The sequence below is a fragment of the Rhizobium grahamii CCGE 502 genome (assembly GCF_000298315.2).
GTDB classification, from domain to species: Bacteria; Pseudomonadota; Alphaproteobacteria; order Rhizobiales; family Rhizobiaceae; genus Rhizobium; species Rhizobium grahamii.
Genome location: NZ_AEYE02000014.1, coordinates 216,043 through 240,997 on the forward strand (window position 1 = coordinate 216,043; position 24,955 = coordinate 240,997).

The 24,955-nt window shown below is 59.3% G+C and carries 30 protein-coding genes; 9 read left to right on the forward strand and 21 right to left on the reverse strand.

What is annotated here, in order from left to right:
- Positions 1 to 18 precede the first annotated feature (18 nt).
- From RGCCGE502_RS12895 to cydX, 3 genes are read left to right on the forward strand one after another with little or no spacing between them, the layout of a single operon-like run.
- The gene (locus RGCCGE502_RS12895; RefSeq protein WP_016554608.1) at positions 19 to 1,599 is read left to right on the forward strand and encodes a cytochrome ubiquinol oxidase subunit I; all 1,581 of its coding nucleotides are present in this window, start codon (positions 19 to 21) and stop codon (positions 1,597 to 1,599) included.
- A 6-nt stretch (positions 1,600 to 1,605) separates the two neighbouring features.
- Complete coding sequence (cydB, locus tag RGCCGE502_RS12900; protein ID WP_016554609.1) at positions 1,606 to 2,760, forward strand: cytochrome d ubiquinol oxidase subunit II; 1,155 nt, start codon at positions 1,606 to 1,608, stop codon at positions 2,758 to 2,760.
- Positions 2,761 to 2,772: 12 nt separating this feature from the next.
- Positions 2,773 to 2,883, forward strand: a complete 111-nt coding sequence (gene cydX, locus RGCCGE502_RS34935; protein ID WP_007790147.1) for a cytochrome bd-I oxidase subunit CydX — start codon at positions 2,773 to 2,775, stop codon at positions 2,881 to 2,883.
- Positions 2,884 to 2,997: 114 nt separating this feature from the next.
- On the opposite strand, the gene RGCCGE502_RS12910 is transcribed toward cydX, so the two are convergent.
- Positions 2,998 to 3,486: a free L-methionine (R)-S-oxide reductase MsrC gene (locus tag RGCCGE502_RS12910; protein WP_016554610.1), complete on the reverse strand. Its 489-nt coding sequence runs from the start codon at positions 3,484 to 3,486 to the stop codon at positions 2,998 to 3,000.
- A gap of 374 nt (positions 3,487 to 3,860) precedes the next feature.
- Here RGCCGE502_RS12910 and RGCCGE502_RS12915 point away from each other — a divergent pair, with 374 nt between their 5' ends.
- From RGCCGE502_RS12915 to RGCCGE502_RS12925, 3 genes are all read left to right on the forward strand, one after another.
- Positions 3,861 to 4,121 carry a hypothetical protein gene (locus RGCCGE502_RS12915; protein WP_016554611.1) on the forward strand — a complete coding sequence of 87 codons (261 nt, stop codon included), beginning with the start codon at positions 3,861 to 3,863 and terminating at the stop codon, positions 4,119 to 4,121.
- Positions 4,122 to 4,182: 61 nt separating this feature from the next.
- Positions 4,183 to 4,668, forward strand: coding sequence for an NUDIX hydrolase (locus tag RGCCGE502_RS12920; RefSeq protein ID WP_016554612.1), 486 nt, complete (start codon positions 4,183 to 4,185; stop codon positions 4,666 to 4,668).
- 113 nt (positions 4,669 to 4,781) lie between these two features.
- Entirely contained in the window at positions 4,782 to 5,768 is a 987-nt protein-coding gene (locus RGCCGE502_RS12925) for a DMT family transporter (protein ID WP_016554613.1), read from the forward strand.
- 81 nt (positions 5,769 to 5,849) lie between these two features.
- Here RGCCGE502_RS12925 and RGCCGE502_RS12930 read toward each other — a convergent pair whose 3' ends face one another.
- From RGCCGE502_RS12930 to RGCCGE502_RS12945, 4 genes are all read right to left on the reverse strand, one after another.
- Entirely contained in the window at positions 5,850 to 6,197 is a 348-nt protein-coding gene (locus RGCCGE502_RS12930) for a hypothetical protein (RefSeq protein ID WP_016554614.1), read from the reverse strand.
- A gap of 170 nt (positions 6,198 to 6,367) precedes the next feature.
- Positions 6,368 to 6,670, reverse strand: coding sequence for a hypothetical protein (locus tag RGCCGE502_RS12935; protein WP_040674546.1), 303 nt, complete (start codon positions 6,668 to 6,670; stop codon positions 6,368 to 6,370).
- Between the two features lie 103 nt (positions 6,671 to 6,773).
- Complete coding sequence (locus RGCCGE502_RS12940; RefSeq protein WP_016554616.1) at positions 6,774 to 7,196, reverse strand: secondary thiamine-phosphate synthase enzyme YjbQ; 423 nt, start codon at positions 7,194 to 7,196, stop codon at positions 6,774 to 6,776.
- A 79-nt stretch (positions 7,197 to 7,275) separates the two neighbouring features.
- Positions 7,276 to 7,629, reverse strand: a complete 354-nt coding sequence (locus RGCCGE502_RS12945; protein WP_016554617.1) for a DUF1428 domain-containing protein — start codon at positions 7,627 to 7,629, stop codon at positions 7,276 to 7,278.
- Between the two features lie 205 nt (positions 7,630 to 7,834).
- Here RGCCGE502_RS12945 and RGCCGE502_RS12950 point away from each other — a divergent pair, with 205 nt between their 5' ends.
- A complete protein-coding gene (locus RGCCGE502_RS12950) occupies positions 7,835 to 8,287 on the forward strand; it encodes a VOC family protein (protein WP_016554618.1) in 453 nt (150 codons plus the stop codon).
- On the opposite strand, the gene RGCCGE502_RS12955 is transcribed toward RGCCGE502_RS12950, so the two are convergent.
- Positions 8,275 to 9,294, reverse strand: coding sequence for a LysR substrate-binding domain-containing protein (locus tag RGCCGE502_RS12955; protein WP_016554619.1), 1,020 nt, complete (start codon positions 9,292 to 9,294; stop codon positions 8,275 to 8,277). The genes RGCCGE502_RS12950 and RGCCGE502_RS12955 overlap by 13 nt on opposite strands.
- A 486-nt stretch (positions 9,295 to 9,780) precedes the next feature.
- Here RGCCGE502_RS12955 and RGCCGE502_RS12960 point away from each other — a divergent pair, with 486 nt between their 5' ends.
- On the forward strand, positions 9,781 to 10,806 hold the full coding sequence (locus RGCCGE502_RS12960; protein WP_016554620.1) for a porin: 1,026 nt from the start codon (positions 9,781 to 9,783) through the stop codon (positions 10,804 to 10,806).
- A 157-nt stretch (positions 10,807 to 10,963) separates the two neighbouring features.
- On the opposite strand, the gene RGCCGE502_RS12965 is transcribed toward RGCCGE502_RS12960, so the two are convergent.
- Entirely contained in the window at positions 10,964 to 11,344 is a 381-nt protein-coding gene (locus RGCCGE502_RS12965; RefSeq protein ID WP_040674550.1) for a DUF427 domain-containing protein, read from the reverse strand.
- An 86-nt stretch (positions 11,345 to 11,430) separates the two neighbouring features.
- On the reverse strand, positions 11,431 to 12,366 hold the full coding sequence (locus tag RGCCGE502_RS12970) for a phytanoyl-CoA dioxygenase family protein (RefSeq protein ID WP_016554622.1): 936 nt from the start codon (positions 12,364 to 12,366) through the stop codon (positions 11,431 to 11,433).
- Positions 12,367 to 12,495: 129 nt separating this feature from the next.
- On the opposite strand from RGCCGE502_RS12970, the gene RGCCGE502_RS12975 reads away from it, so the two are divergent.
- Complete coding sequence (locus RGCCGE502_RS12975; protein WP_016554623.1) at positions 12,496 to 13,359, forward strand: helix-turn-helix domain-containing protein; 864 nt, start codon at positions 12,496 to 12,498, stop codon at positions 13,357 to 13,359.
- Positions 13,360 to 13,377: 18 nt separating this feature from the next.
- On the opposite strand, the gene RGCCGE502_RS12980 is transcribed toward RGCCGE502_RS12975, so the two are convergent.
- From RGCCGE502_RS12980 to RGCCGE502_RS13035, 13 genes are all read right to left on the reverse strand, one after another.
- A complete protein-coding gene (locus RGCCGE502_RS12980) occupies positions 13,378 to 14,265 on the reverse strand; it encodes a DMT family transporter (protein ID WP_016554624.1) in 888 nt (295 codons plus the stop codon).
- Between the two features lie 69 nt (positions 14,266 to 14,334).
- Positions 14,335 to 15,135: an AraC family transcriptional regulator gene (locus RGCCGE502_RS12985; protein ID WP_016554625.1), complete on the reverse strand. Its 801-nt coding sequence runs from the start codon at positions 15,133 to 15,135 to the stop codon at positions 14,335 to 14,337.
- A 113-nt stretch (positions 15,136 to 15,248) separates the two neighbouring features.
- A complete protein-coding gene (locus RGCCGE502_RS37245; RefSeq protein WP_016554626.1) occupies positions 15,249 to 15,410 on the reverse strand; it encodes a hypothetical protein in 162 nt (53 codons plus the stop codon).
- A 103-nt stretch (positions 15,411 to 15,513) separates the two neighbouring features.
- The gene (locus RGCCGE502_RS12990) at positions 15,514 to 16,671 is read right to left on the reverse strand and encodes a DUF930 domain-containing protein (RefSeq protein ID WP_016554627.1); all 1,158 of its coding nucleotides are present in this window, start codon (positions 16,669 to 16,671) and stop codon (positions 15,514 to 15,516) included.
- A gap of 164 nt (positions 16,672 to 16,835) precedes the next feature.
- Positions 16,836 to 17,129 carry a GYD domain-containing protein gene (locus RGCCGE502_RS12995; protein ID WP_016554628.1) on the reverse strand — a complete coding sequence of 98 codons (294 nt, stop codon included), beginning with the start codon at positions 17,127 to 17,129 and terminating at the stop codon, positions 16,836 to 16,838.
- 197 nt (positions 17,130 to 17,326) lie between these two features.
- Entirely contained in the window at positions 17,327 to 19,378 is a 2,052-nt protein-coding gene (rpoD, locus tag RGCCGE502_RS13000) for an RNA polymerase sigma factor RpoD (protein WP_016554629.1), read from the reverse strand.
- Between the two features lie 159 nt (positions 19,379 to 19,537).
- Positions 19,538 to 19,855 carry a hypothetical protein gene (locus RGCCGE502_RS36565; protein ID WP_141652322.1) on the reverse strand — a complete coding sequence of 106 codons (318 nt, stop codon included), beginning with the start codon at positions 19,853 to 19,855 and terminating at the stop codon, positions 19,538 to 19,540.
- The gene (locus RGCCGE502_RS13010; protein WP_016554631.1) at positions 19,834 to 20,181 is read right to left on the reverse strand and encodes a GFA family protein; all 348 of its coding nucleotides are present in this window, start codon (positions 20,179 to 20,181) and stop codon (positions 19,834 to 19,836) included. Before RGCCGE502_RS13010 ends, RGCCGE502_RS36565 begins: the two co-directional genes overlap by 22 nt.
- A 9-nt stretch (positions 20,182 to 20,190) precedes the next feature.
- On the reverse strand, positions 20,191 to 21,228 hold the full coding sequence (tdh, locus tag RGCCGE502_RS13015; protein ID WP_019279927.1) for an L-threonine 3-dehydrogenase: 1,038 nt from the start codon (positions 21,226 to 21,228) through the stop codon (positions 20,191 to 20,193).
- A 21-nt stretch (positions 21,229 to 21,249) separates the two neighbouring features.
- On the reverse strand, positions 21,250 to 22,437 hold the full coding sequence (locus RGCCGE502_RS13020; protein ID WP_016554633.1) for a glycine C-acetyltransferase: 1,188 nt from the start codon (positions 22,435 to 22,437) through the stop codon (positions 21,250 to 21,252).
- A gap of 70 nt (positions 22,438 to 22,507) precedes the next feature.
- Positions 22,508 to 23,236, reverse strand: a complete 729-nt coding sequence (locus RGCCGE502_RS13025; protein WP_016554634.1) for a class I SAM-dependent methyltransferase — start codon at positions 23,234 to 23,236, stop codon at positions 22,508 to 22,510.
- 99 nt (positions 23,237 to 23,335) lie between these two features.
- Positions 23,336 to 23,872 (reverse strand): cytochrome b, encoded by a 537-nt coding sequence (locus RGCCGE502_RS13030; protein WP_016554635.1) that lies wholly within the window; start codon positions 23,870 to 23,872, stop codon positions 23,336 to 23,338.
- The gene (locus RGCCGE502_RS13035; RefSeq protein WP_016554636.1) at positions 23,869 to 24,927 is read right to left on the reverse strand and encodes a catalase family peroxidase; all 1,059 of its coding nucleotides are present in this window, start codon (positions 24,925 to 24,927) and stop codon (positions 23,869 to 23,871) included. Before RGCCGE502_RS13035 ends, RGCCGE502_RS13030 begins: the two co-directional genes overlap by 4 nt.
- Positions 24,928 to 24,955 lie beyond the last annotated feature (28 nt).

Sequence of the window (24,955 nt, forward strand, 5' to 3'; positions counted from 1 at the left end):
GACCGTGGGAGAAAGACAATGGAACTGGACATAGTTGCGCTATCGCGCTTCCAATTTGCGCTGACTGCGCTTTACCACTTTTTATTCGTACCTTTGACGTTAGGGCTCTCCGTATTGCTCGCTATCATGGAGACGGTCTACGTCATGACCGGCCGCCAGATCTGGCGGCAGATGACGAAGTTCTGGGGCATACTCTTCGGTATCAACTTTGCGATCGGCGTCGCCACCGGCATCGTCATGGAATTCCAGTTCGGCATGAATTGGAGCTACTACAGCTACTATGTCGGCGATATCTTCGGCGCTCCGCTCGCGATCGAGGGGCTGATGGCTTTCTTCCTCGAGGCGACCTTCGTCGGCCTGTTCTTCTTCGGATGGGACAAGCTGTCAAAGGTCGGTCACCTGGTGGCGACATGGTGCGTGGCGCTTGGCTCCAACTTCTCGGCGCTCTGGATTCTCATCGCCAACGGCTGGATGCAGAACCCGGTCGGTTCGGCGCTCAATCCGCAAACGATGCGGATGGAGGTCACCAGCTTCTTCGACGTGGTCTTCAACCCCGTCGCTCAGGCGAAGTTCGTCCACACCGTCTCGGCCGGCTATGTCTGCGCCTCGATCTTCGTGCTCGGCGTTTCCGCTTGGTACATATTGAAGGGTCGCCACCTCGAAATGGCCAAGCGCTCGATGACGGTTGCCGCATCTTTCGGTCTGGCATCGGCGCTTTCGGTCGTCGTCCTCGGCGATGAAAGCGGCTACCTCGCAACTGAAAACCAGAAGATGAAGCTTGCCGCCATCGAGGCCATGTGGAAGACGGAACCGGCACCGGCTGCCTTTACGGCCTTCGGCTTCCCGGATCAGGAAGCTCGCGAAACGCATTTCGCCGTTCATATTCCCTGGGTAATGGGCCTGATCGGCACCCGCTCCCTGACAACGGAAATCCCCGGCATCGACCAACTGGAACAGAAGGCTGAGGCTCGTATCCGCGACGGTATCAAGGCTTACGACGCGCTGATGCAGATCCGCGCGGCCGCAACGCCGGATGCGATCGCACCCCAGCTGCGCAGTTCCTTCGAGGAAATCGGGCACGAGCTTGGCTATGCTCTCCTTCTGAAGCGCTATGTCGATGATCCACGCCAGGCGACCGACGCGCAGATCACCCAAGCCGCACGCGATACTGTTCCGCATGTGCCGACGCTCTTCTGGTCGTTCCGCATCATGGTCGGGCTGGGCATGTTCTTCATCGTCCTGACGGCAACCTTCTTCTGGCTGTCGGCGCGGCGTCACCTAGACAAGTACCCATTGCTGCTGAAAATCGCTGTCTTTGCCATTCCACTTCCCTGGATTGCCATCGAAGCCGGCTGGATCGTCGCAGAAATCGGACGCCAGCCGTGGGTCATCGAAGGCGTGCTGCCGACGGCAATGGCGGTATCGAGCCTCGGCGCAAGCACCGTTCTGCTTACGATCATTGGCTTTGCCGTTCTCTATACCGCCCTGATCGTCGTCGAGATGACGCTGATGATCCGAGCCATCCAGAAGGGGCCGGACCCCGACAACGAGCCGGAAGCCGAACTCATCTCCGAAACCCTCGTCCCCGCAGCGGAGTGATCCATCATGATCCTGCACGAACTCATAGATTACGAAATCCTGCGCGTGATCTGGTGGCTGCTCCTCGGGGTGCTGCTGATCGCCTTCGCCGCCACGGACGGCTTTGACCTCGGTGTTGGTACGCTGCTTCCCTTTGTCGCCAAGACGGACACGGAGCGCCGCGTCGCCATCAACACGATCGGCCCCGTCTGGGAAGGAAACCAGGTCTGGCTAATCCTCGGTGGCGGCGCCATCTTTGCTGCCTGGCCGCCGCTCTACGCGGTCTCGTTCTCGGGCTTCTATCTTGCGATGTTCGCGATCCTCCTTGCACTCATTCTGCGCCCGGTCGGCTTCAAATACCGCTCGAAGCGAGAGAGCGCACGCTGGCGCAACAACTGGGATTGGGCGCTGTTCATCGGCGGCTTCGTGCCGTCCCTGATCTTCGGCGTGGCCGTCGGCAACGTGCTGCAGGGCGTACCCTTCCGCTTCGATCCCGCTGATATGCGAATCTTCTACGAGGGGACGTTCTTCGGACTGCTGAACCCCTATGCCCTGCTTTGTGGACTGCTATCCGTCGCCATGCTCGTTCTTCACGGCGCTGCCTGGCTGGTTCTTAAGGCGAGCGGCCCGGTTGCCGAGCGAGCAAGAACCTATGGCAGCCTTGCTTCGCTCGCCGTGATCGTTCTCTTTGCGCTTGGCGGAATCTTCCTGGCGATCGGGGTGAACGGCTACAGCATCACCAGTGAGATCAACCCTGCCGGCCCGTCGAACCCGCTCTTCAAGACGGCCACTCATGACGGCTCGTGGCTCGCCAACTACGGCACTCATCCGTGGATGCTGATCGCCCCGATCCTCGGCTTCGCTGGAGCCGCCGCTGCCTTCCTCGCGCTGCGGGCAAGGTGGGAGGTTGCGGCTCTGCTCTTCAGCAAGCTGTCGATCTTTGGCATCATTTCCACCGTCGGCCTTTCGATGTTCCCGTTCATCCTGCCCTCGTCGCTAGAGCCCAACTCGAGCCTGACGGTATGGGATGCATCGTCGAGCCATTCCACCCTGTTCACCATGCTCGTTGTCTCGGTGATCTTCCTGCCTATCATCTTCGCCTACACCGCCTGGGTCTACAAAGTGCTCTGGGGAAAGGTCGACGAGAAGACGGTCACCGACAAGAGCGGCCACGCCTACTGAAGGAGAACAACAATGTGGTATTTCGCATGGATACTTGGCCTGCCCTTGGCCGCCGCCTTCGCAGTCCTCAACGCGATGTGGTACGAACTGATGGATGACGAGGCGAAGAAGCGAAAGCAGTAACGCGCTCCGGTCTCGATTTGAGAACGACAAAGGGACGGTCCTTCGAGGGACCGTCCCTTTTCGTTAGCGGGATAGCAGCGCTTCCGCTGCTGTATTCCTTAACCCTGGCAGACTTCAGTAGCTTGCGGCGACAAAGATCCGAGCCAGCGCCTCAACGCCAGCTTGGTCCTCGGTGTCGAATCTCGCCGCCGTCGGGCTGTCGAGATCGATAACGCCGAGGATCTTGCCGTCGTGACGAAGCGGCACGACGAGTTCCGAACGCGAAGCTGCATCACAGGCGATGTGTCCCGGAAACGCATGCACGTCCTCGACGAGGATTGATGCCCCTTTTTCGACGGCCGTCCCACAGACCCCGCGGCCAACCGCGATGCGCACGCACGCCGGCCGGCCCTGGAACGGTCCGAGAACCAGCTCGCTGTCCGATTTGAGGAAGTAGAAGCCCGCCCAGTTCAGATCAGGCATCATTTCGAACATGAGCGCCGAGGTATTCGCAGCATTGGCGATCGCATCGCTCTCGCCATGCAGAAGCCCCTGCAATTGCTGGCAAAGCTCTTTGTAGAAATCTGCCTTGTTGGCAGAATTTATCGTCGCGGCTTGAAACATGTCCGTTATCGCTCTGTTTGTCTCATCAGCGACGATATAGTCGCACGCATCTCACTTGCCAAATCCAATCGTGAAGAGCGAGACGAACCGCCGTGTCACTAGATGGTGATAGTTATCAGCTCCCACCTTGTCGGTCGGCAATCCGACTCTATTTACAGCCTTGTTGCGACCTATTGCGGATCGCGACTTAAGTCGGCCGGCAGCTGCGGTTTGCGCGCACGGCGATACGGACGGTTAGGTAAAGCGCCTGCCGCCCCTCATTGTTAGGGCATTCCGACGAGCGGAGCAGCCAACTCGACCACGGCTGCGCAGGAAGTCATGAACCGCTTCGGCTGGGCAGATAGATGCATTGATTTCACGCAGAGGTAAGAACGATGACACCGGAAGACAGACGGGCGGTCTTTAGCCACCGCCAGATCGCCGCAATTATTGAAGGCATCATGCAGGAAGACGGCACTGAGGAGCCGATCATGGGAAAATCGCTTGGCGAGGCGATCCTCTTCGTTTCGGAAGAAGCGGCGACCAGCGCATCCAGCGCCCATGTCATTTACGGCGACAACGGCTCGCTTAGCTATACCGATTGCCTGAGCGTTTACCGCGACTACGGCGCGGCGCTTCGCCAGACTCCGAATTGAGACAGCGCGCTGGGCGCCTCCCGCCCAGCGCTCCTCCCGATAAGCGAAGGATGCAGTCGATATGGCGAAGCGAAGTGCAGGTCTGTTGATCTACCGCCTCCATGATGATGAGTACGAGGTACTCCTGGTGCACCCGGGGGGACCCTATTGGGCCAAGAAGGATATCGGCGCCTGGTCGATCCCCAAGGGCCTCGTCAACGAAGACGAAGATGAACTGGACGCAGCAAGGCGTGAAGCCCGCGAAGAACTCGGGATTGAAGTCGAAGGCAGCTTTCATCATCTCGGTGACTACAAGCAACCCGGTGGCAAGATCGTTGCTGCCTGGGCCGTTGAGGCTGACATCGACCTGGAAGCGGTGGCCAGCAATAACTTTCGGATGGAGTGGCCGCCGCGCTCTGGGGTGATGGCGGAGTTTCCGGAAGTCGACCGGGCCGAATGGTTCACATTTTCGGATGCCGAGCGAAAGATTCTGAAAGGCCAACAGCCCCTGCTCGCGGATTTCCTCCGGAGGCGGTCGCAGAGCCCATTAGAGGTATATGTGACCTAAGGTCGGGGAACGCTGGCCAGCGATTGTGCATGGCAGCTATTCGCAATCGGCTGTCGCTTTGCCGTCAGCAATCCGTAAAGATTACAAGACCCTCTTCCGGACGAATCTGACTCATGACAGCCCCCTCTTCTGCACTGCGCGGTGTTCTCGTCGCGTTTGGTGCCTATGCCGTGTTTGCCTTCAGCGGTGCATCCATCAAGATCCTGCATGGCGGCGTGCCAGCTTACCAGATCGCTTTTATCGGCGCGCTCTTCGGCGGCGCTGCCCTGCCCTTCATCAAAGCAAGGGGCGATTCCTGGTTCGATGTTGTCAGAAGCACGAACCGCCCTCTATGGCTACTGAGGTTCGTCTGCGGCGCGATAGGTGCGATCGCGTCGATCATCACGTTTACGAAGCTGCCGATGGCCGAGGCCTTCTGCTTGCTGTTTCTCCTGCCCTCGTTCGTGACCATCCTGTCGGTAATCTTCCTCAGGGAAGATGTCCGCTGGCAGCGCTGGGCAGCCGTCATCATCGGCTTCCTCGGCGTTCTGGTCGTGCTGCGACCGGGCTTCCGCGAACTGTCCGCCGGTCATCTGGCCGCGGCGATCGGCGGTCTCGTTGCTGCAATCTCGATTGTCGTGATGCGTAAGATGGGGCCAGCTGAAAAGCGCCTGTCGCTATACGGTGCAGCACTGCTGGGCACGATCGCCGTCAGCGGCATCCTCATGCTGTCCGAGATGGTCGTGCCGACGCCACGCCAATGGCTGTTCATTGCAAGCTACGGCCTGCTCGGCGCGGCTGGCAACGTCATGCTGATGACGGCCGCCCGGCTCGCCCCGGCCAATCTCGTTGCCCCGCCTCAGTACAGTCAGATGCTGTGGGCAATCGCGTTCGGATATCTGATCTTCGACGACAGCATCGACCTGCCGATGGCTGCCGGTATCGTTCTCATCGTCTGTTCCGGCTTGTTGACGCTGGCACGTGAAAAGAAGCGCGGCACGCCGTTGCCCCGCGCCGTCGTTTCGGCTGACAACCAGGCGCCGCTTGCAACCTCGGCGGAAGAGACCAGCGCCGCGGAACGCCCGGCTCAAAGCGCCTCGCCGGCAACTTCCCACGCCTAAAAAGAAACCGCCTTTGCCGAACTCGAAAGCCCGTAGAAAAGGCGGTTTGCTATTGTCTCGGAGTCTGGCGGCTGCGATTTGTTAGCGCAGGACCGGGCAGCCACGGACGTTGCCGAAGCTGATTTCGTCAGCACCACGACGCGTCCAGCCCGTCACGATCACACGGCGAGGCGTGACGTCCACCACGCGGGCACGGCGGAAGCCGTAGTCGCGTGCGATGTCTTCCGCAAGCCGCGGGTCGCAACCACGCGGACGCGGCGGCGGGCGATAATAGTCAGGCGGTGGCGGGCGATAGTAGCCGGGAGGCGGTGGCGGGCGACCGCTGCCAATGTAGACGTCTACCTGGGCGGAAGCCGGTGCAACCGCTCCGGCAACCGTGCCGGCAGCGAGCAGCGTCGCGAGGCCCGCTTTGGCCAGAAATTGCATCATCGAAAGTTCTCCATCAGGGCACGGAAACGACCGTCCCATTCGATACACTCTTGCCGGAAAAGCTCAGGTCCAACCTTTCCGGATTTACGCATTCATATGCGATTCGCACAAAGCAGGCTGAAAATGGCGTCGCCAAGGCAAGCCGAGGGCGCCATTGTGGACGAAGCGATTTACCGGCGGATCAGCGGGCAACCACGAACGTTGGCGAACACCATCTGGTCCCAGCCCCGGTAATTCCGGCCAGAGACGACAACCCGACGCGGCGTGACATTGGTGACGCGCGCATAGCGCAGACCTGTCCAGCGCGCCTTCTGAACAGCCTGTACGGGCGAGCAGGCGTAGACGGGACGATATTGGACACTGGCGACCGGCAGACGGTCCCATTCGGAAGCAGACGCGTTCGGCGCAGTGAGCGGAATCGAAGCCAATGCGATAAGGGCTGCGAACGAAGCCTTGGCGAGAAAATGGGTCATCATACTACTCTCTAAAACGATTTCTTACATCTCCCGTTCGGGATTGTTCGAACCATAACCCTATGAAAATGAATGATCTTCGAACCGTTCGTTCAGATCAGGTTCAGGCGCTCAGATGCAGCACGATCTCACGTCGGTGTGGTCTGTCGCGATGTTCGAAAAGGTAAATCCCCTGCCAGGTACCGAGTGCCAACCGACCGCCGATAATGGGAATGCCGATGGAAACCTGCGTCAACGCGGCCTTGATATGCGCGGGCATATCGTCGGCTCCCTCGGTCGTATGAACAATCCAATGCATTGACGGGTCGGAGCTAGGGGGAACCAATCGGCGGAAAAATACATCGAGGTCTGTCCGGACGTCCGGATCCGCATTTTCCTGGATGAGTAGTGAGCAAGACGTATGGCGCACGAAAACGGTCAGAAGCCCTTCGGCCGCGCCGTTGGCGCGAACGAAGGAGGCCGCTTCCGCAGTAAATTCGTAAAGGCCCTGGCCTCGGGTGGAAATGCTGATGATCTTCTGGGCCATCGCCACGATTCCGCTTGCGTCTCTGTTATGAGACGTGGCGTCGCGCTGCCCTCATGTCAATGCAGGCTTCCCGCGCTGCTCAAAGCTGCAGGAACGGAACAAAGCCGCCGAAAATCATGCGCTTGCCGTCGAAGATCGACTTCCACTCGTCGCCTTGCAGACGCGGATCGGCCATCACCTTTGTCATGATTTCATCCCGCTCCTGGCGTGAACCGTAGACGATCCAGGAGAAGACAACGACCTCGTCGTCGGCCGCCTGGACTGCACGAGGAAACGAGGTCAGTTCACCATAGGGGACATCGTCGGCGATGCATTCCACATATTCTTTGGCACCATGGGCCTTCCAGACAGCGCCGGTCGTAGCGGAAAAGGCTTTATAGGCCTCGATGTTCTTCTGCGGCACGGCCACGACGAACCCATCGACATAGGACATGTTTTACTCCCTTTGCGTTGTTGCACGTCCAAGGACGAACGGGGTTGGCTTGGACCGACATCCCTCTTCGAACTAAAACTAGGCGGGATCGACGACAGGCAAGGATGTGCGGCCAACTTCCCGTCGGGAAAATTCGCCTTCGATTGTCGGCAGCTCTCCTCTTTTGGCGTCCTTGCCACAGATTAACCGCCCAGGAGAACAAGCGATGCAGAAGATCACGCCTTTCCTTTGGTTCGACAACCAACTCGATGAAGCCATCAGCTTCTATAGCGCGATATTCAAGAGCGCCGGGGATCCGCAGGTGAAACGAGGCCCGGATGGAAGAGCATTTGCTGCCACGTTCGAACTGGAAGGCCAGCAGTTCATGGGACTGAATGGCGGCCCTCAGTTCAAGTTCAGCGAGGCCATCTCATTCTTCGTCCGCTGCAAGGACCAAGCCGAGGTCGACTACTACTGGGAAAGGCTGCTCGATGGCGGCAAGCCGCAGCAGTGCGGCTGGCTGAAGGACCGCTTCGGCCTCTCCTGGCAGATCATCCCCGACGCGCTGATGCGCTATCTCAACGATGCGGACAGCGAAAAAGCCATGCGCGTGCAGGCCGCGATGATGCAGATGGTGAAGATCGATGTCGCGACGCTCGACGAGGCCTACGCGGGTTGACCTCCGGACAGCGCAACAAGCGGTATCCGATCCTTCAATTGCGCTTGCATCTCGGCTTCCTGGCACTGCGTGGTGACGCGCAGCGTGCGGAACTGTTCCACGAGGAAGTCCACGAGCGCCCGAACAGCCGTCGGCAGTCCTCGCGATGCAGTGAAGACGAGATAGATCGTCGCCTGGGACATCTGATGATCTGGTAGGAGGCGAACCAGCCGGCCGTCGCGTATTCCTTCGGCGCAAATATGGTCTGGCAAGAGCCCGACCCCTACACCGGCATAGATAGCCTCAAGCACTGCGGAGACGCTGCGGCAGCTCATGCGCGGTTTGTGCTGGTGCCGGTACCGGGTGCCGTCGGGTCCAGTGAATTCCCATATATCCAAGTCCTGCCATTCCGTCAGCGGTCCGGCAAACGATACCGTTGGCGCATCGACGAGACAGTCGATACCTTCGATCGACGGCAGCGAGCTTGCAACCTTCTGGTTTGCAACAAGGATCAGATCCACCTTGCTAAGCACACGCATCGTCAGCTCAGAATCGGTCTCCTCGGTCAATTGTGCGCGAACAGCAAGGTCGAGGCGCTCGTCGATGATGTCGACCCGTCGATCCGTGGTGAGTATCTGCAGCTGAACCTTGGGGTATCGATTGAGAAACTCCGGGATCATGGTGCCAAGCGAACCATCCAGCAGTCCGTGTGGCACACTTATGCGGATCTGTCCCTGCGGCTCTCCCGTGGCATCGTTGATCGCCTTCGCCGCGCGATCCGCTTCACGCAGCATATTTTCACAGTGATTGTAAAAAGCGCGCCCGACTTCCGTCACCCGGAACCGATTGACTGTCCGCTCAAGCAGCCTGACTCCAAGCCGCGTCTCGAGCGCAGTGATATGCCGGCTGAGCTTGGATTTCGGCATGCTGAGTACCCGCCCTGCGGCGGAGAAACCGTTGTGGCGAACAACTGCGGCAAAATAGACGAAATCGTTCAGATCCTGAAAAACGCCCTCTGCGTTGAGCATCGGGGAACCTCTTTCCATAAAGCGATAGGCCTGCGATCGCTACCGATTACCGCTCGCGGCGGGCAATGCCAACCGTCCTACAGAAGTTTTCGTTCCAAATTTGGAACACTGCGTTCCAATCCCTGCCCTTCAATTCCGAGAATGGCGGGATTATCTGCGGGGAGATTTCCTTTGGCGCCATTGCAATGGTGGCGCCAGACGCGCTCCTTACGAGCCTCCGAAAACAGTCTTAGCCGTTCCAATGCCCGCAGCACTGCGGCGCAGTGTGATTTTTCGCCTATGTATTTGATATTGTTACATAAAAACCACACAGAAAACCAAAGAACCGTCACGAGGAGGCATTTTGATACCGGGAGAATTGATAGATTTAATCAAGGATGAAATTAAGGCTTCAGCGGTTCGCTGATCCGCCAGCCGAAAGGCAAACTATCGGAACGGCCCCGTCTCCCATGGCGGCTGTTCAATCGAAAAGGAAATGGATTTCAAATGAACATACGGATGGCTTTGTTGACCTCCGCCGCAGCATTTGCTGCTGCGTCCACGCCGGTCTTCGCTGCTGATGCAATCGTCGCAGCTGAACCCGAGCCGGTTGAATACGTCCGCGTCTGCGACGCGTACGGCACAGGTTACTTTTACATCCCGGGCACCGAAACCTGCCTCAAGGTCAGCGGTTACCTGCGTTTTGAAGTTTACGGCGGCCCGAACGAGAAGGACACCTCGGACTGGAACGCCCGTACGCGTGCTCAGGTTCAGTTCACGGCCAAGAGCGACACGGAATATGGCCCGCTTACCGGCGTAATCGTTCTTCGTAACAACGGCGACAACACTTCGACGAACTCGACCCTGGACTCGGCCTACATCGACATCGCCGGCTTCCGCGCTGGTCTGTTCTACAGCTGGTGGGATGACGACCTTTCGGGCGAGCCTGACGTTCTGTCGAGCTTTCAAACCCTGCACAACTCCATCCGCTACCAGTATGAAAATGGCGATTTCTACGCCGGCATCAGCGTAGACGAGCTGGAAGACGGCTACTACAAGGACGGTGAAAACCCGAACAACGTCGGCGTTGCCCTCGGCGTTGGCGGCAAGGCTGGCGTGGTCAGCTATCAGCTCATCGGCGGTTACGACACCGACAATGAAGAAGGTGCTGTTCGCGGCATGATCTTCGCCGACATCGGTCCGGGCACGCTCGGCCTGGCAGCTGTTTACGCGTCTGGTCCGAACTCCTACTACTCTCAGTCGGAATGGACCGTTGCTGCCGAATACGCGATCAAGGCGACCGACAAGTGGACCATCACCCCGGAAGCCCAGTACTTCGGCAATTACGTGCCTGATCTCGACAACTTCCACGGCGACTCGTTCGACGGCCTGGGCGACGCTTGGAACGTCGGCATCACGGTCGACTATCAGATCGTAGACAACCTCTACGCCAAGGCGACTGTCGACTATACCGACCCGGATGACGCTGACGAAGTGACGAAGGGCTTCTTCCGTCTGCAGCGCGCGTTCTAATCCAAAAAATCCCGGCGCCCTGGATCAACCTTGGGCGCCGTGTGTATCGCGTTTTCTGATCCGATTGACCTCCGATCAGTTACGGGGACTGGTCCGGTTTCCCTGCCGGACCGTCCTTGTTTTCTCCTCCCAAGCATGCCACCGCACTTCCGCGGTATCAGTCCGGCAACTCCTCGATTGAATCGACCCGATCGGGATAGAAGGCGAGATGATCCTTGATCTCGCTGACCGCCGCGTACGGACTTTCATAGGTCCAGATCGCATTCGCGAAATCTTCTTCACCCATCATGATGTTGAAATACGATGCCTCCCCCTTGTAGGGGCAATAGGTGTGGTGATCACTTCGCGTGAGAAGCGCCATGTCGACATCGGCACGCGGTACGTACAGCACGGCAGGATAAGAGGCTTCCTTCAGTGTTAACGCTTTGCGGCTGTCGGCAATAACCTGCCCACGCAGCTTCACGACGACGCGGGCTGGATTAGGCCTGACGGTAATCGGGTGATCGGGACCTGGGACTTTCATGGGGTGTGCGGACATCAGCAGCTCCTTTCGGCCAGAAACCAGATATAGGAGCCGCTGTATCATATTGCAGGAGCCGGGCCCGGCTTCCGCGTATTTCGGAACTACCAGCGTTCTAGCCCAAGCAGCTTGCCTCCAAGCGGCGAAAGCTCTGCCGTCGCCGTATTGTATCTCTCCCATTCGCGCGGATCACCGGGGAAGGCGTCGCGCTTAGGGTGGTCACGTTCGCGCCACAGGCGGATGCGCTCCTCCCGCTCGCCGACGTCGTCGTATTCCGCGGGATGCATCGAGATATATTGAGCCATCCGGGCTCGATCGGTCGAGTGGTTCGGTCGCACGCCATGCGCGAGCAGCGAATTGAAGATCATCAAATCTCCCGGCTCCATGTCGATATTGACGATCGCCAGCCCAGTCATATCAGGGTGCATGGGGTCGCGGTCTGCCGGCTGCGTCTTCTCCCATTCCTCGAAATGCTGAAAGAGCTCTGGAACGCACTGGAACCCACCGACATCGCCATCCTGCTTCTTCAGGCTGAGCACGCCCTGCACACCGATCGGCAACGGCCGGATCGAGGTGTCGACGTCCCAATGAATGAAGCCGTTCGGATTACCTTTGACTTTCCTTGGCGGATTGAGATTGGCGCGATCGATGGTCACCCAAAGATCCTCCCGGTCCCAGATATCGACGAAAGCGCCGTAGACGCGCGGCTCCATACGGTTATCCCACAGCGCCTGGTGATTATAGATTTCCAGCATGCCGGTGTTGTTGAGCTCTTTCATCTTGTGCTCACGGCGCTGCGGCGCATACCACGTGGATGCGTCGTTCGGGTCCTTCTCGTCAAAGCGCCAGAGCACTTCGACAAGCCGCTCGACATTCGCCGCAGGGACGGCCTGGCGAACGATGACATAACCTTTCGTAATCCAATGTTGCCAGTCCGCCTCCGATAGCACGCGAAGCGGCAACGTCTTCTTGATATCCTTGAGTTGGGTCGCCGTCGTTGACGTTGTCGGGTGCGCGTCCCGCTTGAGTGACTGCTGCATATTTATCCTCCATCGAGCCAATCCCTGTTCCTCAGGTGATGACGAGAATACCAAGCCAGATAGTCGGATGTTGTCGCGGCCTGGCAAATACTGATACTATTCTGGCGCCATCAAAAGTGCGGGCGCCGGATGAGACCATATCTCGAAAAACTGATACAAGAACCGGAGAGCTCTCTTAGCCGCCTGAACAGGCGTCTGGACGATTCCATTCCCTTCCAGTGGCATCACCACCCCGAGTTCGAATTGACCCTGACGCTGAACTCGCGAGGCCAGCGCTTCATTGGCGATCATGTCGGGGAGTATGACGATGGTGACCTTGTACTGGTTGGTCCGAACCTGCCACACACATGGTCCTCGCGGGAGAAGATCGCTCCATCCGAGCCGCATGTAGCGCTCGTAACATGGTTTCATCCCGATTGGACGCAACGGCTGGCGCAGACCTCTGTCGAGCTCCGCGCCATCGAGGCCATGCTTGCCCGCGCCGATCGGGGGCTCCAGTTCAGCTGCGGCGCCGCAATCGCGATTCGCCCACTGTACGAAAGCCTGTTCGTTGCTGCACCGACCGAACGCTTCTTCACCCTGCTCGCTATTCTGCACCAACTATCCGGGGATACATCATCGCAGCCGTTGGCAACGACATCGCCGCCGCGCGAAACAGCCGGCGAGAATCGCGAGCGGATCGATCGGCTGCTCAACCACATTCACATGAATTACGGCAGGCCCATCGCTCTTGCCGAACTCGCCGATATCGCGGCCCTCAGCCTTTCAGGGCTCCATCGACTATTCCTCAAACACACGGGCAAGACGATTTCAGACTACCTCATCCATATCAGGATTGGCGATGCCTGCGCTCGCCTGTCGGGCACGAGGCAGCCCATCGCTGTTGTCGCCGACGCGGCCGGTTATGGTTCGCTCGCAAACTTCAACAGGCAGTTCCGAGCACTGAAAGGCATGACCCCACGGGATTATCGCGCTCTCTTCCAGCATTGGTAATGCCGTAGCACCGCATTGCTATTCTGCCTTCATCTCGCGCCGCCGAAACAGGCCAAGGCCGAGGACTGCCGCGAGCACGCAGGCAACGCCGGCGATCTGACGGAAATGCAAAGGCTCACCGAGCAGGACGAATGCCATCAAGAGCGCGGAGACCGGTGCGACTGCCGTGAAAAGCGAAGCCTCAATTCCGCTGACACGCTCCGCTCCCGCGTACCAGAGAACAAAGCCGGCAACGGTCGGCACAAGCGCGTAATAGATCACCGCCGACATTGCGCCCGCGGGAAATTCGCCCGGAACGCCCTCCGTCACCAACGCCGCGACCATCGCCACAATAAATCCAAGTCCCGTCATCACCGCCGACTGTGTCAGCGCCGGAATCTTTGTGCTGAGCTTCTTGTTGAGGAGAATGAATAGGCTTTCGCAGATGACGGCACCGAATACCAACATATTGCCAAGCAGCGATCCCTCTCCAGCATCGGGCGAAAAGGCGATAAAGAGAACACCGGCCGTCGCCAACGCAATCGCCAGCACCATCGACGAATGTGGCCTCTCGCGCAGGACGAGAATGGAAAGCGCCCCGGCGACCACAGGCAGCGTTCCGATGATGACGCCAGCGTCGGCGGCAGTGGTCAACCGCAGGCCCGAAATCAGCAGGGTCGTGTAACCAACGCTACCCGCACCAGCCTGAACGAGAAGGATGATCCAATCGCGAGACGGCAGGCTTGGTAGGCGCTTTCCGGTCAGGCGCATCAACAGCAAAAAGAACGGGAAAGCAACGGCGAAGCGAAGGGCCGTCGCTGTGAACGGCGGCATGCCTGACGCAATGACGCGGCTTGCAACGACGGTGCTGCCGACCGTCATCATCGCCAACGTCAGATAGACATAACCCTGTAAGTGTCGCTGCATCGCCCTCTCCTGTTTGCGCAGAGGAAAGACGAAAACCGCCGGGCGATCTTGTATGAAATTGCACTGCAGTCAGGCGACGGCGTTGGCATAGGTGCGCGGAGAGATCCCGTACTTCCGGACGAAAACGCGAGTCATGTGGCTTTGGTCGGCAAAGCCGCTGGCAAGGGCCGCCTCCGCCAAGGCCACACCGCCGGCGATCAGACGCCGGGCAAGATGGATGCGGCGCTGGACAAGATAGGCATGTGGCGTCATGCCGGTCGCCTTGGCAAAACCACGCAGCACCTGGAACCGGCTGAGCTGGCTGGCGCGGGCCAAGTCGGAGAGGGAGATGGCCGCAGTCGGATCGCAGTCAATCATCTCCTGCGCGATCCGGATGGCCCGCGGCGCCGCCTGCGCATCATTTGCGACGGCCTCCGACACCACATGCGCGATGAGTACGAGGAGAGCTTTCTCCCGCTGTAGCCGATGCTCGCCTGTACCCACCACGAGTGCAAACGCCGCCTCGAACTGCGCGGCGATCGCTTTGTCGTGCAGTACAGGGTGTTCTATCTCGACAGCAGATCGCCGCCCCTCCGTGATATCGGACACGTTGGTCGCGACTATCTCAGGATCGAAGTAGAGGATTCGCCAGGATCTCCCCTCGCCGATCGGCATGCCATCATGCACTTCGTTCGGATTGACGGTGATGATATCGCCGGCACCCGCCTCGACCATGCCCCGTCCGCTCAGAGATTTCTGTGCGCCCGACGAGACCAGCCCGATGCCAAACTGCTCGTGCGTGTGCCGTGCAAAACTCTGGCTGCTATCAGCAGCCACGGCCTCGACACCGGAAATTGCTGACTTGAACATGCAAAACTGACTGCGGGCCATGCGTGCGCTTCCGGACGTGATGCCGCATAATGCCAGCCCAGGCTGCTCAAAACAACGCAGAGAAAATTCGCCCGGTTCAGGGTGTTACGGCAGCGATTGATCGGCTCGGCGGATCAATGGATTGTTTCGAGAGAATCGCCGCCGCCGAGAATCACAAATACATCCTCAAGCGCTGCGACCAGGATGTCGGTGAGCTCGTCGCCACGGTTCTCGACGAAGGCGGCCTTGGTCGCCTCATCCTGAAGTTCGAAGAAGCGCTCGATTTCGTTCGACATCTCATTGTCCTTTCCCGCGCCACCGACATGTGGCGATGAGACGAGGCTATTCCGGTTGTCTTGTGCCGAACTGGTGCCAGTTCTGTAGCGGCCTTTCCGGCAGCTAGAAGCTTGGAAGCCCACGACTCTTCCACTGGCTCTTCGGAACGGGATTTCCCACAGCAAAGCTGAAGGATTTAACCTTTGTCGCCCCGTCGTCCACCTCGCAACGGAAGCTGACATCATACCACCGACCAGATGCCCGAAACGCATTGCTGGCTTGAAGGATCGTACCCTTCTTAAGACTGTAGGATGGCAGGATTTCCGGTCGATATGCTGGAGATCCGTGTATCAACTGCTGCCTAAGCTCCGTGCTGCACAGTTCCGCCACGCGGGCACCGCGTGGCATATCTCCCATGGCGGTTCTTGCCACCGGATCGTTCGTCATACTCTGCGAAAACAGCGTCTTCGCCTCCGTCAATTCGACGGGCTTGTCCGCCTGGGCGGTTGCGGTCGCATCGGGCTTTGTTGCTTTGGGCGGCTTTGCTTGCTCGAAACTCGTTTTGGCTTCGTTCTCGGCTCCTGATGCAGGGCCGTTCTTCTCGGCATGACTATCCGCCAAGTCGACCTGGGGCAGTTCGACATCCTGCGGAACCGGAGTGGCAGGAGGCTCCTTGCTTTCGGGGGCCTTGGCCGCATCTGCCGTTTCCTCCGGCCTCGCCTGATCCTCCGGGGGTGCCGGTTTGGGCTCCGGTGAAGGCTTCGGCGTATCCGACTTCACACCGGCGACGGAAGCATCACCCTCAGTCGATTTCTCCGGTCCGGTATCCTTGTCGCCAAATTCCGTTACCGGGCGCAGCACCGGCATAGGCTGCCCCTTGCCGGCCGGTTCCTTGGACTCGGCATCCTTTGCAGCTGCTTCGGGCGGTTTCTCTTCCGGCGGCTTTGCCTGTTCAGGCGGAGGCGGAGGCGGTTGCTCGGCCTTTTCTTCCTTCGGCGGTTCCGCGGGCTTCTCGGTCGGTTTTTCCTCTGCCTTTTTCTCCTCCGGTTTTTTCTCCTCGGGTTTCGGCTGTTCCGGTACCTTCAGTTCGGGAGGTTTCTCCTCGGGTTTCTTTTCCTCCGGTGGAGGCACGAGGTCGACGCTGACTGTTTCTTCTTCCGGCTGAGGAGCAGGTAAAGGCAACTTCACGAGGAAGAACGCGACGATGGCAACGTGCAAAAGCACAGAGGCGAAAATGCCCCAGCCGAATGCTCCCCATTTCTTTGTCGAAACCTGCTGCATGCCTGCGAACGATGCCCTGCGCCACGCTACCGATGTGGCCTTTTAAGAAGGCATCATCAAGCCGTAAAACAAAAAAGCCTCACGTACACGCGCACAACCGTGCGCGCATGGCACATCGTCCACATGATTGCCAGCAATCGCCCTCTCCAAGAGGAACCGCAGAACTATCCGAGCGAGCCTATGATCTCGCGATAGGCAGCCTCCGGAAATGCCTTCAAAGTCTTGGTGCGCACATTGCCCGCCATTCCGAGCGACAGACCGAAGCGCGCCATGACGGCATCGTCAGGCGCATCGCAGACGGCAACCATGTCGTGATCGCCCAAGGTGAGGAAGAACTGCTGGAACGAGCCACCCATATCACCGAGCAGCTTCTTGGCCGCGTCCAGGCGCTTTGCCGAGTCGCGAACGTTGCGAATGCCTTGATCCGTCCAGTTGATAAGCACGATGTAAGTGGTCATTGCGCACCTCCCGACGGAGGGTCTTGGTCTCGCAACAGGCTATGGCGACCCTCGCTCATGCGCTGTGGTCGGTCCCTTCCCCCGTGGCCGATACCTTACTCCTGTCCCCATTCGACAACAAGGAACACCGCAGCCAGCGGAAAGCAAAAGCCGGGCACAAGGCCCGGCTCTCGGTGTTTCTTATCGAAGGTGGAAGCTTAGCTGTCGAGGAAGCTGCGGAGCTTTCTGGAGCGGCTCGGATGCTTCAGCTTGCGCAGCGCCTTCGCTTCGATCTGGCGGATACGTTCGCGGGTAACCGAGAACTGCTGGCCGACCTCTTCAAGCGTATGGTCAGTGTTCATGCCGATGCCGAAGCGCATGCGCAGGACGCGCTCTTCGCGCGGCGTCAGCGATGCCAGAACACGCGTCGTCGTCTCGCGCAGGTTCGCCTGGATGGCGGCGTCGATCGGCAGCAGCGCGTTCTTGTCCTCGATGAAATCGCCGAGGTGCGAATCTTCTTCGTCACCGACAGGCGTTTCGAGCGAGATCGGCTCCTTAGCGATCTTCAGGACCTTGCGGACCTTTTCGAGCGGCATAGCGAGCTTTTCAGCCAGTTCTTCCGGCGTCGGCTCGCGGCCAATCTCGTGCAGCATCTGGCGCGACGTACGAACGATCTTGTTGATCGTTTCGATCATATGCACCGGAATACGGATCGTGCGGGCCTGGTCGGCGATCGAGCGGGTAATCGCCTGACGAATCCACCACGTCGCATAGGTCGAGAACTTGTAACCGCGACGGTATTCGAACTTGTCGACCGCCTTCATCAGGCCGATGTTGCCTTCCTGAATGAGGTCGAGGAACTGCAGACCGCGGTTCGTGTACTTCTTGGCGATGGAGATAACGAGACGAAGGTTCGCTTCGACCATTTCCTTCTTGGCGATGCGCGCCTCGCGCTCGCCCTTCTGCACCATGTGCACGATGCGGCGGAATTCCGAGATCGAGATGCCGGTTTCCGTTGCGAGGTTCTGGATCTCCTGGCGGATATCGCGGATTGTCGTGTTTTCGCCCTTGGCGAATTCCTTCCAGCCACGAGCAGCCAGATTGCCGATCGACTTCATCCAGTTCGGATCGAGCTCGGCGCCCTGGTACTGTTCGAGGAAGGAGTCGCGCTTGACGCCGTAGGATTCAGCCAGACGCAGCAGGCGACCTTCGTTCTGCACGAGGCGCTTGTTGATGTCGTAGAGCTGCTCGACGAGGGCGTCGATGCGGTTCTGGTTCAGCGACAGAGACTTGACGGCCTTGATGAGCTCATCCTTGAGCTCCTTGTAGCGGCGCTCCTGGGCGGACGACAGCGTGCCGGTAGCGGCAAGCCGCTGCTCGACCTGCTGGTCCTGAAGCTTGCGCAGCTTCTTGTAGGTCTCGGCGATGATGTCGAGCGTTTCCATGACCTGCGGGCGCAGTTCCGCTTCCATGGCGGCCAGCGACAGGTTGGACTCGTCTTCGTCTTCTTCTTCCTCTTCCGGAGGCAGGCCCTCGCCGCCGACATTGGTGATGTCGTCGTCGCCGGAACGGACGCGGCGCGTCTTTTCCTTCTCTTCGGCTGCCTTCCGGTCAGCCTCAATCTTCTCGGGGCTCTGGAACTGCGGTGCAGCCTTCGCTTCCGGACCAGAATAGGTCGTTTCGAGGTCGATGATCTCTCGAAGCAGCGTCGTGCCTTCGTTGAGTTCGTCGCGCCAGATGATCAGCGCCTGGAATGTCAGCGGGCTCTCACAGAGACCACCGATCATCGTTTCGCGGCCGGCCTCAATACGCTTGGCGATCGCAATTTCGCCTTCACGCGACAGAAGCTCCACCGAGCCCATTTCGCGCAGATACATACGAACCGGATCGTCAGTGCGGTCGGTCGGTTCCTTCTTCTTGGCGGTAGCAAGGGCGGTGCCGCCGGAAGGCGCGAGTTCGCCGCCTTCGCTCTCGTCGTCGGAGCCGGAGTCATCGTCGTCGCTGCTAGCAGTGGCTTCCTCGGCTTCTTCGTCCTCGATGACGTTGATGCCCATGTCCGACAGCATCGACATCGTGTCTTCGATCTGCTCGGAGGTTACCTCTTCGGACGGCAGGACGGCGTTAAGCTCGTCCATCGTCACATAGCCGCGCTTCTTCGCGGCCTTGATCATCTTCTTGACCGCGTCATCGGAAAGATCAAGAAGAGGGCCGTCGGTGCCGCCGTCGCGTTCGACTTCCGCTTCTTCGTTCTCTTTGACCTTGGTTGCCATTTATGTCGTCGCCTTCCTGACGCTATTCAAACTCGCCGCAGTGAACGGCCGCACGCAGCCGATACGCCGCAAACGACCGTCTCGAATCACCAACTCTCACCTAACGGGATGAGATTTAATGCCTGATTAACCACGATTGCCGGCGCCGGACGACAGAGCTTAAAAGTCATCGAATGTCCGGCCATGGTTGTGCGATCCGCCCTTGACCCAGTTCACCGCTTTCCAAGTCGAACGGTGATTCCCATATTTTTTGTTCTCGTCAAGCTTTTCCAGAAAAAAAGCCTCAGAAAACCCGGAAAAAGCCTTATCCACAGGCCCGGAACCGCTCAAGCGATTGCCAAGCATAGATAGGATGTCACCGCAAGAAGACAAGAGCGGCCAGCATTCTTCTTGAACGGCAAAGTTGCCCCAAGATTCGTCATGCCCGCCACTAGTTGTTTGCGCCACGCCAAAGCTTAGTGAGACTGCCCATCCCAATGTTGAATCTCAAGACTTGCCAGATCGACCGCGGGAATGCAGCGGACGTTGATGCAGGCCATCTCGGCACCGTCAGGCATTTGCGCTTCCGCGAAGGGAGCGATGCCGCACGTGCCGCAGAAGCGGTGTTGGATCGTATGCGTGTTGAACGTATAGGTCGACAGGTTCTCGCGCGGCGTTTTCAGCGTGAACTTGTCGCGCGGCACGAAGGCCAACAGTCCCCCACGCCGTCGGCAAAGCGAACAATTGCAGTCGAGGGCGGAGGTCAACTCCCCCTCCACTTCAAATTCGATCTTGCCGCAATGGCAGCTTCCTTCGTAGAGCATCGAACCTCCTCAATTCCAATCCATGACCACCTTGCCGGAGTTGCCGGAGCGCATCGCCTCGAACCCTTCGCGGAAGTCATCAATTCCGATCCGGTGCGTGATGACGGGCGACAAATCCAGCCCGCCCTGCACGAAAGCGATCATCTTGTACCAGGTCTCGAACATCTCGCGGCCGTAGATGCCCTTCAGGTTAAGCATCTTGAAGATGACTTTGTTCCAGTCGATCTCGAAGCCGGCGGGCGCAATGCCGAGGATGGCGATCTTGCCACCATTGTTCATCTTGTCGATCATGTCGCGGAAGGCCGGTGCAGCTCCCGACATCTCCAAGCCGACATCGAAGCCCTCGGTCATTCCGATCGACTTCATCACGTCGGTGAGGTTCTCCTTCGATGCGTCGACGACATAGTCGATGCCGAGCTTGCGGGCGAGATCCAGCCGATGCGGATTGATGTCCGTTATGACCACCTTGCGGGCGCCCGAACGCTTCGCGACCAGCGCGCCCATGATGCCGATCGGCCCCGCCCCGGTAACCAGGACATCCTCCCCGACGAGGTCGAAGGACAGCGCCGTGTGCACCGCATTGCCGAACGGATCGAAGATCGCGGCGATCTCATCCGGAATGTCGTCCGGGATCGGCACGACGTTCGCTTCCGGAATGCAGACGAACTCTCCGAAGGAACCGGGGCGGTTGACGCCGACTCCGAGCGTGTTGCGGCAGAGATGTCCCCTGCCTGCGCGGCAGTTACGGCACTTGCCGCAGACGATATGTCCCTCGCCGGAGACGCGCTCGCCGACACGATATTTCGTTACCGCAGAGCCTATTTGAGCAATCTCGCCGCAGAATTCGTGGCCGACGACCATCGGCACCGGAATTGTCTTCTGCGCCCACTGATCCCAGTTCCAGATATGGACATCCGTGCCGCAGATCGCTGACTTTTTCACCTTGATCAGCACGTCGTTCGGCCCGACCTCGGGAACCGGGACATGCTCCATCCACAGCCCGACCTCCGGCTTCGCCTTGACCAGCGCCTTCATCATATTCGACATGATCTTACTCTCCGAAACCCTTCAAATGACTCCAAGTTCACGACCGGCCTCGGCAAATGCCGCGATCGTCCGCTCGACATCCGCGCGTGAATGTGCGGCAGACATCTGCGTGCGGATGCGCGCCTGTCCCTTCGGCACGACAGGGAAGGAGAAGCCGATCACATAGACACCCTTCTTCAACATCAGTGCCGCCATGTCCTGCGCCAGCTTGGCGTCGCCGAGCATGACGGGAATGATTGGATGCCCCTCGCCCGCCAGCGTAAAGCCAAGCTTCGTCATTTCGGATCGGAACAACGTCGCATTGGCTGACAACCGCTCGCGCAGCGCAGCGCCGTTCTCGATGAGATCGAAGACCTTCAGCGACGCGGCAGCAATGACCGGCGCCAGCGTGTTCGAGAACAGATAGGGCCGCGATCGCTGCCTCAACCAGTCGATGGTTTCTGCCTTTGCCGAGGTATAGCCGCCGGAAGCCCCCCCAAGCGCCTTCCCGAGCGTGCCGGTGATGATGTCGATCCGCCCCTCGACACCGCAATGCTCTGGAGAGCCACGTCCATGCTTGCCGACGAAGCCAACGGCGTGGCTATCATCGACCATGACCATCGCGCCATACTTGTCGGCGAGGTCGCAGACGCCCTGCAGGTTGGCGATGATGCCGTCCATCGAGAAGACGCCATCGGTGGCAATCAGCTTGAAGCGACTGCCCTCGGCCTTCTTCAGCTCTTCTTCCAACGCCTTCATGTCATTGTTGGCATAACGGAAGCGCTTGGCTTTGGAGAGTCGCACGCCATCGATGATCGAGGCGTGGTTCAACGCGTCGGAGATGATCGCATCCTCCTCGCCGAGCAGTGTCTCGAAGAGACCGCCATTGGCGTCGAAACAGGAGGAATAGAGGATCGTGTCTTCCATGCCGAGGAAGGAGGAAATACGCGCCTCGAGCTGCTTGTGCTCCTCCTGCGTACCGCAGATGAAGCGTACCGAGGCCATGCCATAGCCATAGCGGTCGAGCGCCTTCTTCCCGGCGTCGGCAAGCTCCTCGTTGTCGGCGAGCCCGAGATAGTTGTTGGCGCAGAAGTTCAGCACCCGCTCGCCGGACGCAACGGCGATCTCGCCCGCCTGCTTTGACGTGATGACACGCTCGGACTTGTAAAGCCCGGCATCCTTCAGTGCGGCGAGTTCGGTGCGGAGGTGGGAGAGAAATTGCGAGGTCATTGAATGCCCTTCTTGTGATGTTTCCCGATGCCCTGCACTAGCACATAGCCAAGCGCCTGTCTTGCCGTCCTCAACGTTGCACGACGATCAGCAGGAACATCGGCCTATCCATCTCTTCGGCCCACTCGGGATGATCGCGAAGCTGCTCGTCGCCCGGCCGCCATTCCTCCACGTGGCGGATCGAAAAGCCATTTGCGATCAGGGAGTTGAGGGTTGTTCCAAGCGTACGGTGATACTTCACGACGCCCTTTGCGAGCCAGTCCGTTGTGCGCTTGCCTTCGCGTGAATAGCCGTCAAGCGGCCAGATCCGCCGCCCCTCGCGATCCGTCGTCCAGCCGGGATTGGCCGGCGCCATATAGATCGGATGCTCGATCGTGAAGACGAAATCGCCCCCCGGCACAAGCGCGCTGTGGATGGTGGCAGCCAAGCGGCTGAAATCCTCGATGTAGTGAAATGCCAAGGAACTGTAGGCGAGATCGAATGATGCCGGTGGCAATTCGAGCGTTTCGAGGTCTGCAATCTCGTAACGAACGGTGGAGTCGACGGTCTCCCGTTTGGCCCGATCGATCATTCGCTCCGAGATGTCAAAGCCGAGGACGCTTCTTGCACCCTGCCCCGCAGCGTAGCGGGCAAACCAGCCGAAGCCGCAACCGAGATCGACGACGCGCTTGCCTGACAAAGCCGGCAGCACCGCCTGGATGGACTCCCACTCCGCCGCGCCATCGAGCCCGTGGAGCGAGCGCGAAAGCTGGCTGTATCCTTCAAAGAATTCAGGCTTGTCGTAGATATTTTGGGCCATGACCGTATCCTTTCAGCCGGCCCATATAGACACACCTCGCCCAGTCTCAATGTTTTATTGATAGCCTCACACCGCGGCGGCTATTGGCGCACGCCGCCGTTATTTGCCCGGCAGCATCGTCTGAAGGACGCCATCGCGACGCACGAGCCCGTGAAAGAGCGCCGCCGCAAGGTGCATCAAGACGAGAGCGAAGAAGGCGAAGGCTAGATAGAAATGCGCGCTCCAAAGAAGCGCATGAAGGCTGTCGCTCTGCGGCACGATCGCCGGAAGCCGCAACCCGCCGTACAGCACGATGGGGTAGCCGGCCGCCGACATCATGGCCCAACCGATTAAAGGCATACCGATCATCAGCGCATACAACGCGACATGAGACAGATAAGCCGCAAGCTTCATCGGCTCCGGCAGATCGGCAGGCAAAGGCGGCGCGCCCGATATGAAGCGAACCACAAGGCGAACCAAGGCAAGAACGAGAATGGCAATGCCTAGCGTCTTGTGCGTCACCAGCAGCGGCACGTATTGCCGTCCGATGGTGGACACCATCCCGACGCCAACGAAGAGCATAGTCAGGATGCCGATCGCCATCAGCCAATGCAACAAACGCTGGAGAGTGCTGAAGTGCGTGGTTGGACCTGTCATGGCTTTGTGCTCGCTGCTGTTCGGGGATAATGGCTTGCTTCCGAGGTGCGCAGATCGAAAGATTTGGCATAGGCGGCCGACCGGGCCGCCGGGAACGGATCGTCGGAAACCGTGATGCCATCAGGCAGAACGGTCGGATCGAAATTGATGTCCCGACACGGGCCGTCGGCCTCCGGCTCTATTTTCTGCACGACCAGCGTACCGGCTTCAACGGTTCGCCGTTCCGGCGGCCAGGCCTTTGTCGGATCGGACGTCGGATCGGATGGTTCGGCGACCGTCAGCACGAGCGTCCAGCGTTGGGGCGACTTCGCGACACGTTCGGCAATCTCGCCTTCGAGATGATTGGGGCCGAGCTTGGCAAAATCCTCACTCGTGATCGGCATCGCTTGCGCGTCTGCGCGCAATGACCAGCGAACGGCGTGCGCATTGCCCGAGACATCCGTGAAAATGAATGCATTGAGGCCGTTGAAGGTTACTTCCGCGTAGCTGGCAGTCCAGGGAGCCTTCGTTGCCCATTCGCCGAACGCGGCGAACTCCGGATGAGCCCCCACGAAGGTTTTCATTGCCGCGGGATCCTTGCTCCCCGCCGCCTGCAGCAACTCGTAGAATCCCTGCGGCGTGGAGACGGCAAAGACCGGCGGATCGATCATCGCCATCCGCCAGACCTCCCCGTCTGGCGTCGAAATCTGCACGCCGAGTCCGCGCACTCGAACAGTGGGATCGGCCGCGTTCGGGTCAGGTGTCGCCAGATTAAAGCGTCCGACAACCGGATATTGTCCGGCCGCAAATACAGTCGCCCGCGACAGCGCGACACCATTGCCGTTCGCTTCGAATACGCCAGTGAAGCAGACGCCCTTCGCGTGATTTCGCCGATGTCCAAGAGCGGGTCCGCCGGGAGGCGCCAGGGCACTGACAAGCTTTGTGGAGGTAAGGCGACCCGGGGAAAGCCACCCGGCTGTGTACGCAAAAGCGCCGGCGCCAAAGGCCACCACGGCAGCAATTAACACCAAAGATCCTAGCGCTGAACGCTGCTGCGATGGCGACGGGCCTGGCATCCAACACTCTCCGTTTTGTCAATCGGGG

Coding starts and splice junctions, on each gene's coding strand:
- RGCCGE502_RS12895 (WP_016554608.1), top strand. CDS start 19: ATGGAACTGGACATAGTTGCGCTATCGCGCTTCCAATTTGCGCTGACT.
- cydB (WP_016554609.1), top strand. CDS start 1,606: ATGATCCTGCACGAACTCATAGATTACGAAATCCTGCGCGTGATCTGG.
- cydX (WP_007790147.1), top strand. CDS start 2,773: ATGTGGTATTTCGCATGGATACTTGGCCTGCCCTTGGCCGCCGCCTTC.
- RGCCGE502_RS12910 (WP_016554610.1), bottom strand. CDS start 3,486: ATGTTTCAAGCCGCGACGATAAATTCTGCCAACAAGGCAGATTTCTAC.
- RGCCGE502_RS12915 (WP_016554611.1), top strand. CDS start 3,861: ATGACACCGGAAGACAGACGGGCGGTCTTTAGCCACCGCCAGATCGCC.
- RGCCGE502_RS12920 (WP_016554612.1), top strand. CDS start 4,183: ATGGCGAAGCGAAGTGCAGGTCTGTTGATCTACCGCCTCCATGATGAT.
- RGCCGE502_RS12925 (WP_016554613.1), top strand. CDS start 4,782: ATGACAGCCCCCTCTTCTGCACTGCGCGGTGTTCTCGTCGCGTTTGGT.
- RGCCGE502_RS12930 (WP_016554614.1), bottom strand. CDS start 6,197: ATGATGCAATTTCTGGCCAAAGCGGGCCTCGCGACGCTGCTCGCTGCC.
- RGCCGE502_RS12935 (WP_040674546.1), bottom strand. CDS start 6,670: ATGACCCATTTTCTCGCCAAGGCTTCGTTCGCAGCCCTTATCGCATTG.
- RGCCGE502_RS12940 (WP_016554616.1), bottom strand. CDS start 7,196: ATGGCCCAGAAGATCATCAGCATTTCCACCCGAGGCCAGGGCCTTTAC.
- RGCCGE502_RS12945 (WP_016554617.1), bottom strand. CDS start 7,629: ATGTCCTATGTCGATGGGTTCGTCGTGGCCGTGCCGCAGAAGAACATC.
- RGCCGE502_RS12950 (WP_016554618.1), top strand. CDS start 7,835: ATGCAGAAGATCACGCCTTTCCTTTGGTTCGACAACCAACTCGATGAA.
- RGCCGE502_RS12955 (WP_016554619.1), bottom strand. CDS start 9,294: ATGCTCAACGCAGAGGGCGTTTTTCAGGATCTGAACGATTTCGTCTAT.
- RGCCGE502_RS12960 (WP_016554620.1), top strand. CDS start 9,781: ATGAACATACGGATGGCTTTGTTGACCTCCGCCGCAGCATTTGCTGCT.
- RGCCGE502_RS12965 (WP_040674550.1), bottom strand. CDS start 11,344: ATGTCCGCACACCCCATGAAAGTCCCAGGTCCCGATCACCCGATTACC.
- RGCCGE502_RS12970 (WP_016554622.1), bottom strand. CDS start 12,366: ATGCAGCAGTCACTCAAGCGGGACGCGCACCCGACAACGTCAACGACG.
- RGCCGE502_RS12975 (WP_016554623.1), top strand. CDS start 12,496: ATGAGACCATATCTCGAAAAACTGATACAAGAACCGGAGAGCTCTCTT.
- RGCCGE502_RS12980 (WP_016554624.1), bottom strand. CDS start 14,265: ATGCAGCGACACTTACAGGGTTATGTCTATCTGACGTTGGCGATGATG.
- RGCCGE502_RS12985 (WP_016554625.1), bottom strand. CDS start 15,135: ATGGCCCGCAGTCAGTTTTGCATGTTCAAGTCAGCAATTTCCGGTGTC.
- RGCCGE502_RS37245 (WP_016554626.1), bottom strand. CDS start 15,410: ATGTCGAACGAAATCGAGCGCTTCTTCGAACTTCAGGATGAGGCGACC.
- RGCCGE502_RS12990 (WP_016554627.1), bottom strand. CDS start 16,671: ATGCAGCAGGTTTCGACAAAGAAATGGGGAGCATTCGGCTGGGGCATT.
- RGCCGE502_RS12995 (WP_016554628.1), bottom strand. CDS start 17,129: ATGACCACTTACATCGTGCTTATCAACTGGACGGATCAAGGCATTCGC.
- rpoD (WP_016554629.1), bottom strand. CDS start 19,378: ATGGCAACCAAGGTCAAAGAGAACGAAGAAGCGGAAGTCGAACGCGAC.
- RGCCGE502_RS13010 (WP_016554631.1), bottom strand. CDS start 20,181: ATGCTCTACGAAGGAAGCTGCCATTGCGGCAAGATCGAATTTGAAGTG.
- tdh (WP_019279927.1), bottom strand. CDS start 21,228: ATGTCGAATATGATGAAGGCGCTGGTCAAGGCGAAGCCGGAGGTCGGG.
- RGCCGE502_RS13020 (WP_016554633.1), bottom strand. CDS start 22,437: ATGACCTCGCAATTTCTCTCCCACCTCCGCACCGAACTCGCCGCACTG.
- RGCCGE502_RS13025 (WP_016554634.1), bottom strand. CDS start 23,236: ATGGCCCAAAATATCTACGACAAGCCTGAATTCTTTGAAGGATACAGC.
- RGCCGE502_RS13030 (WP_016554635.1), bottom strand. CDS start 23,872: ATGACAGGTCCAACCACGCACTTCAGCACTCTCCAGCGTTTGTTGCAT.
- RGCCGE502_RS13035 (WP_016554636.1), bottom strand. CDS start 24,927: ATGCCAGGCCCGTCGCCATCGCAGCAGCGTTCAGCGCTAGGATCTTTG.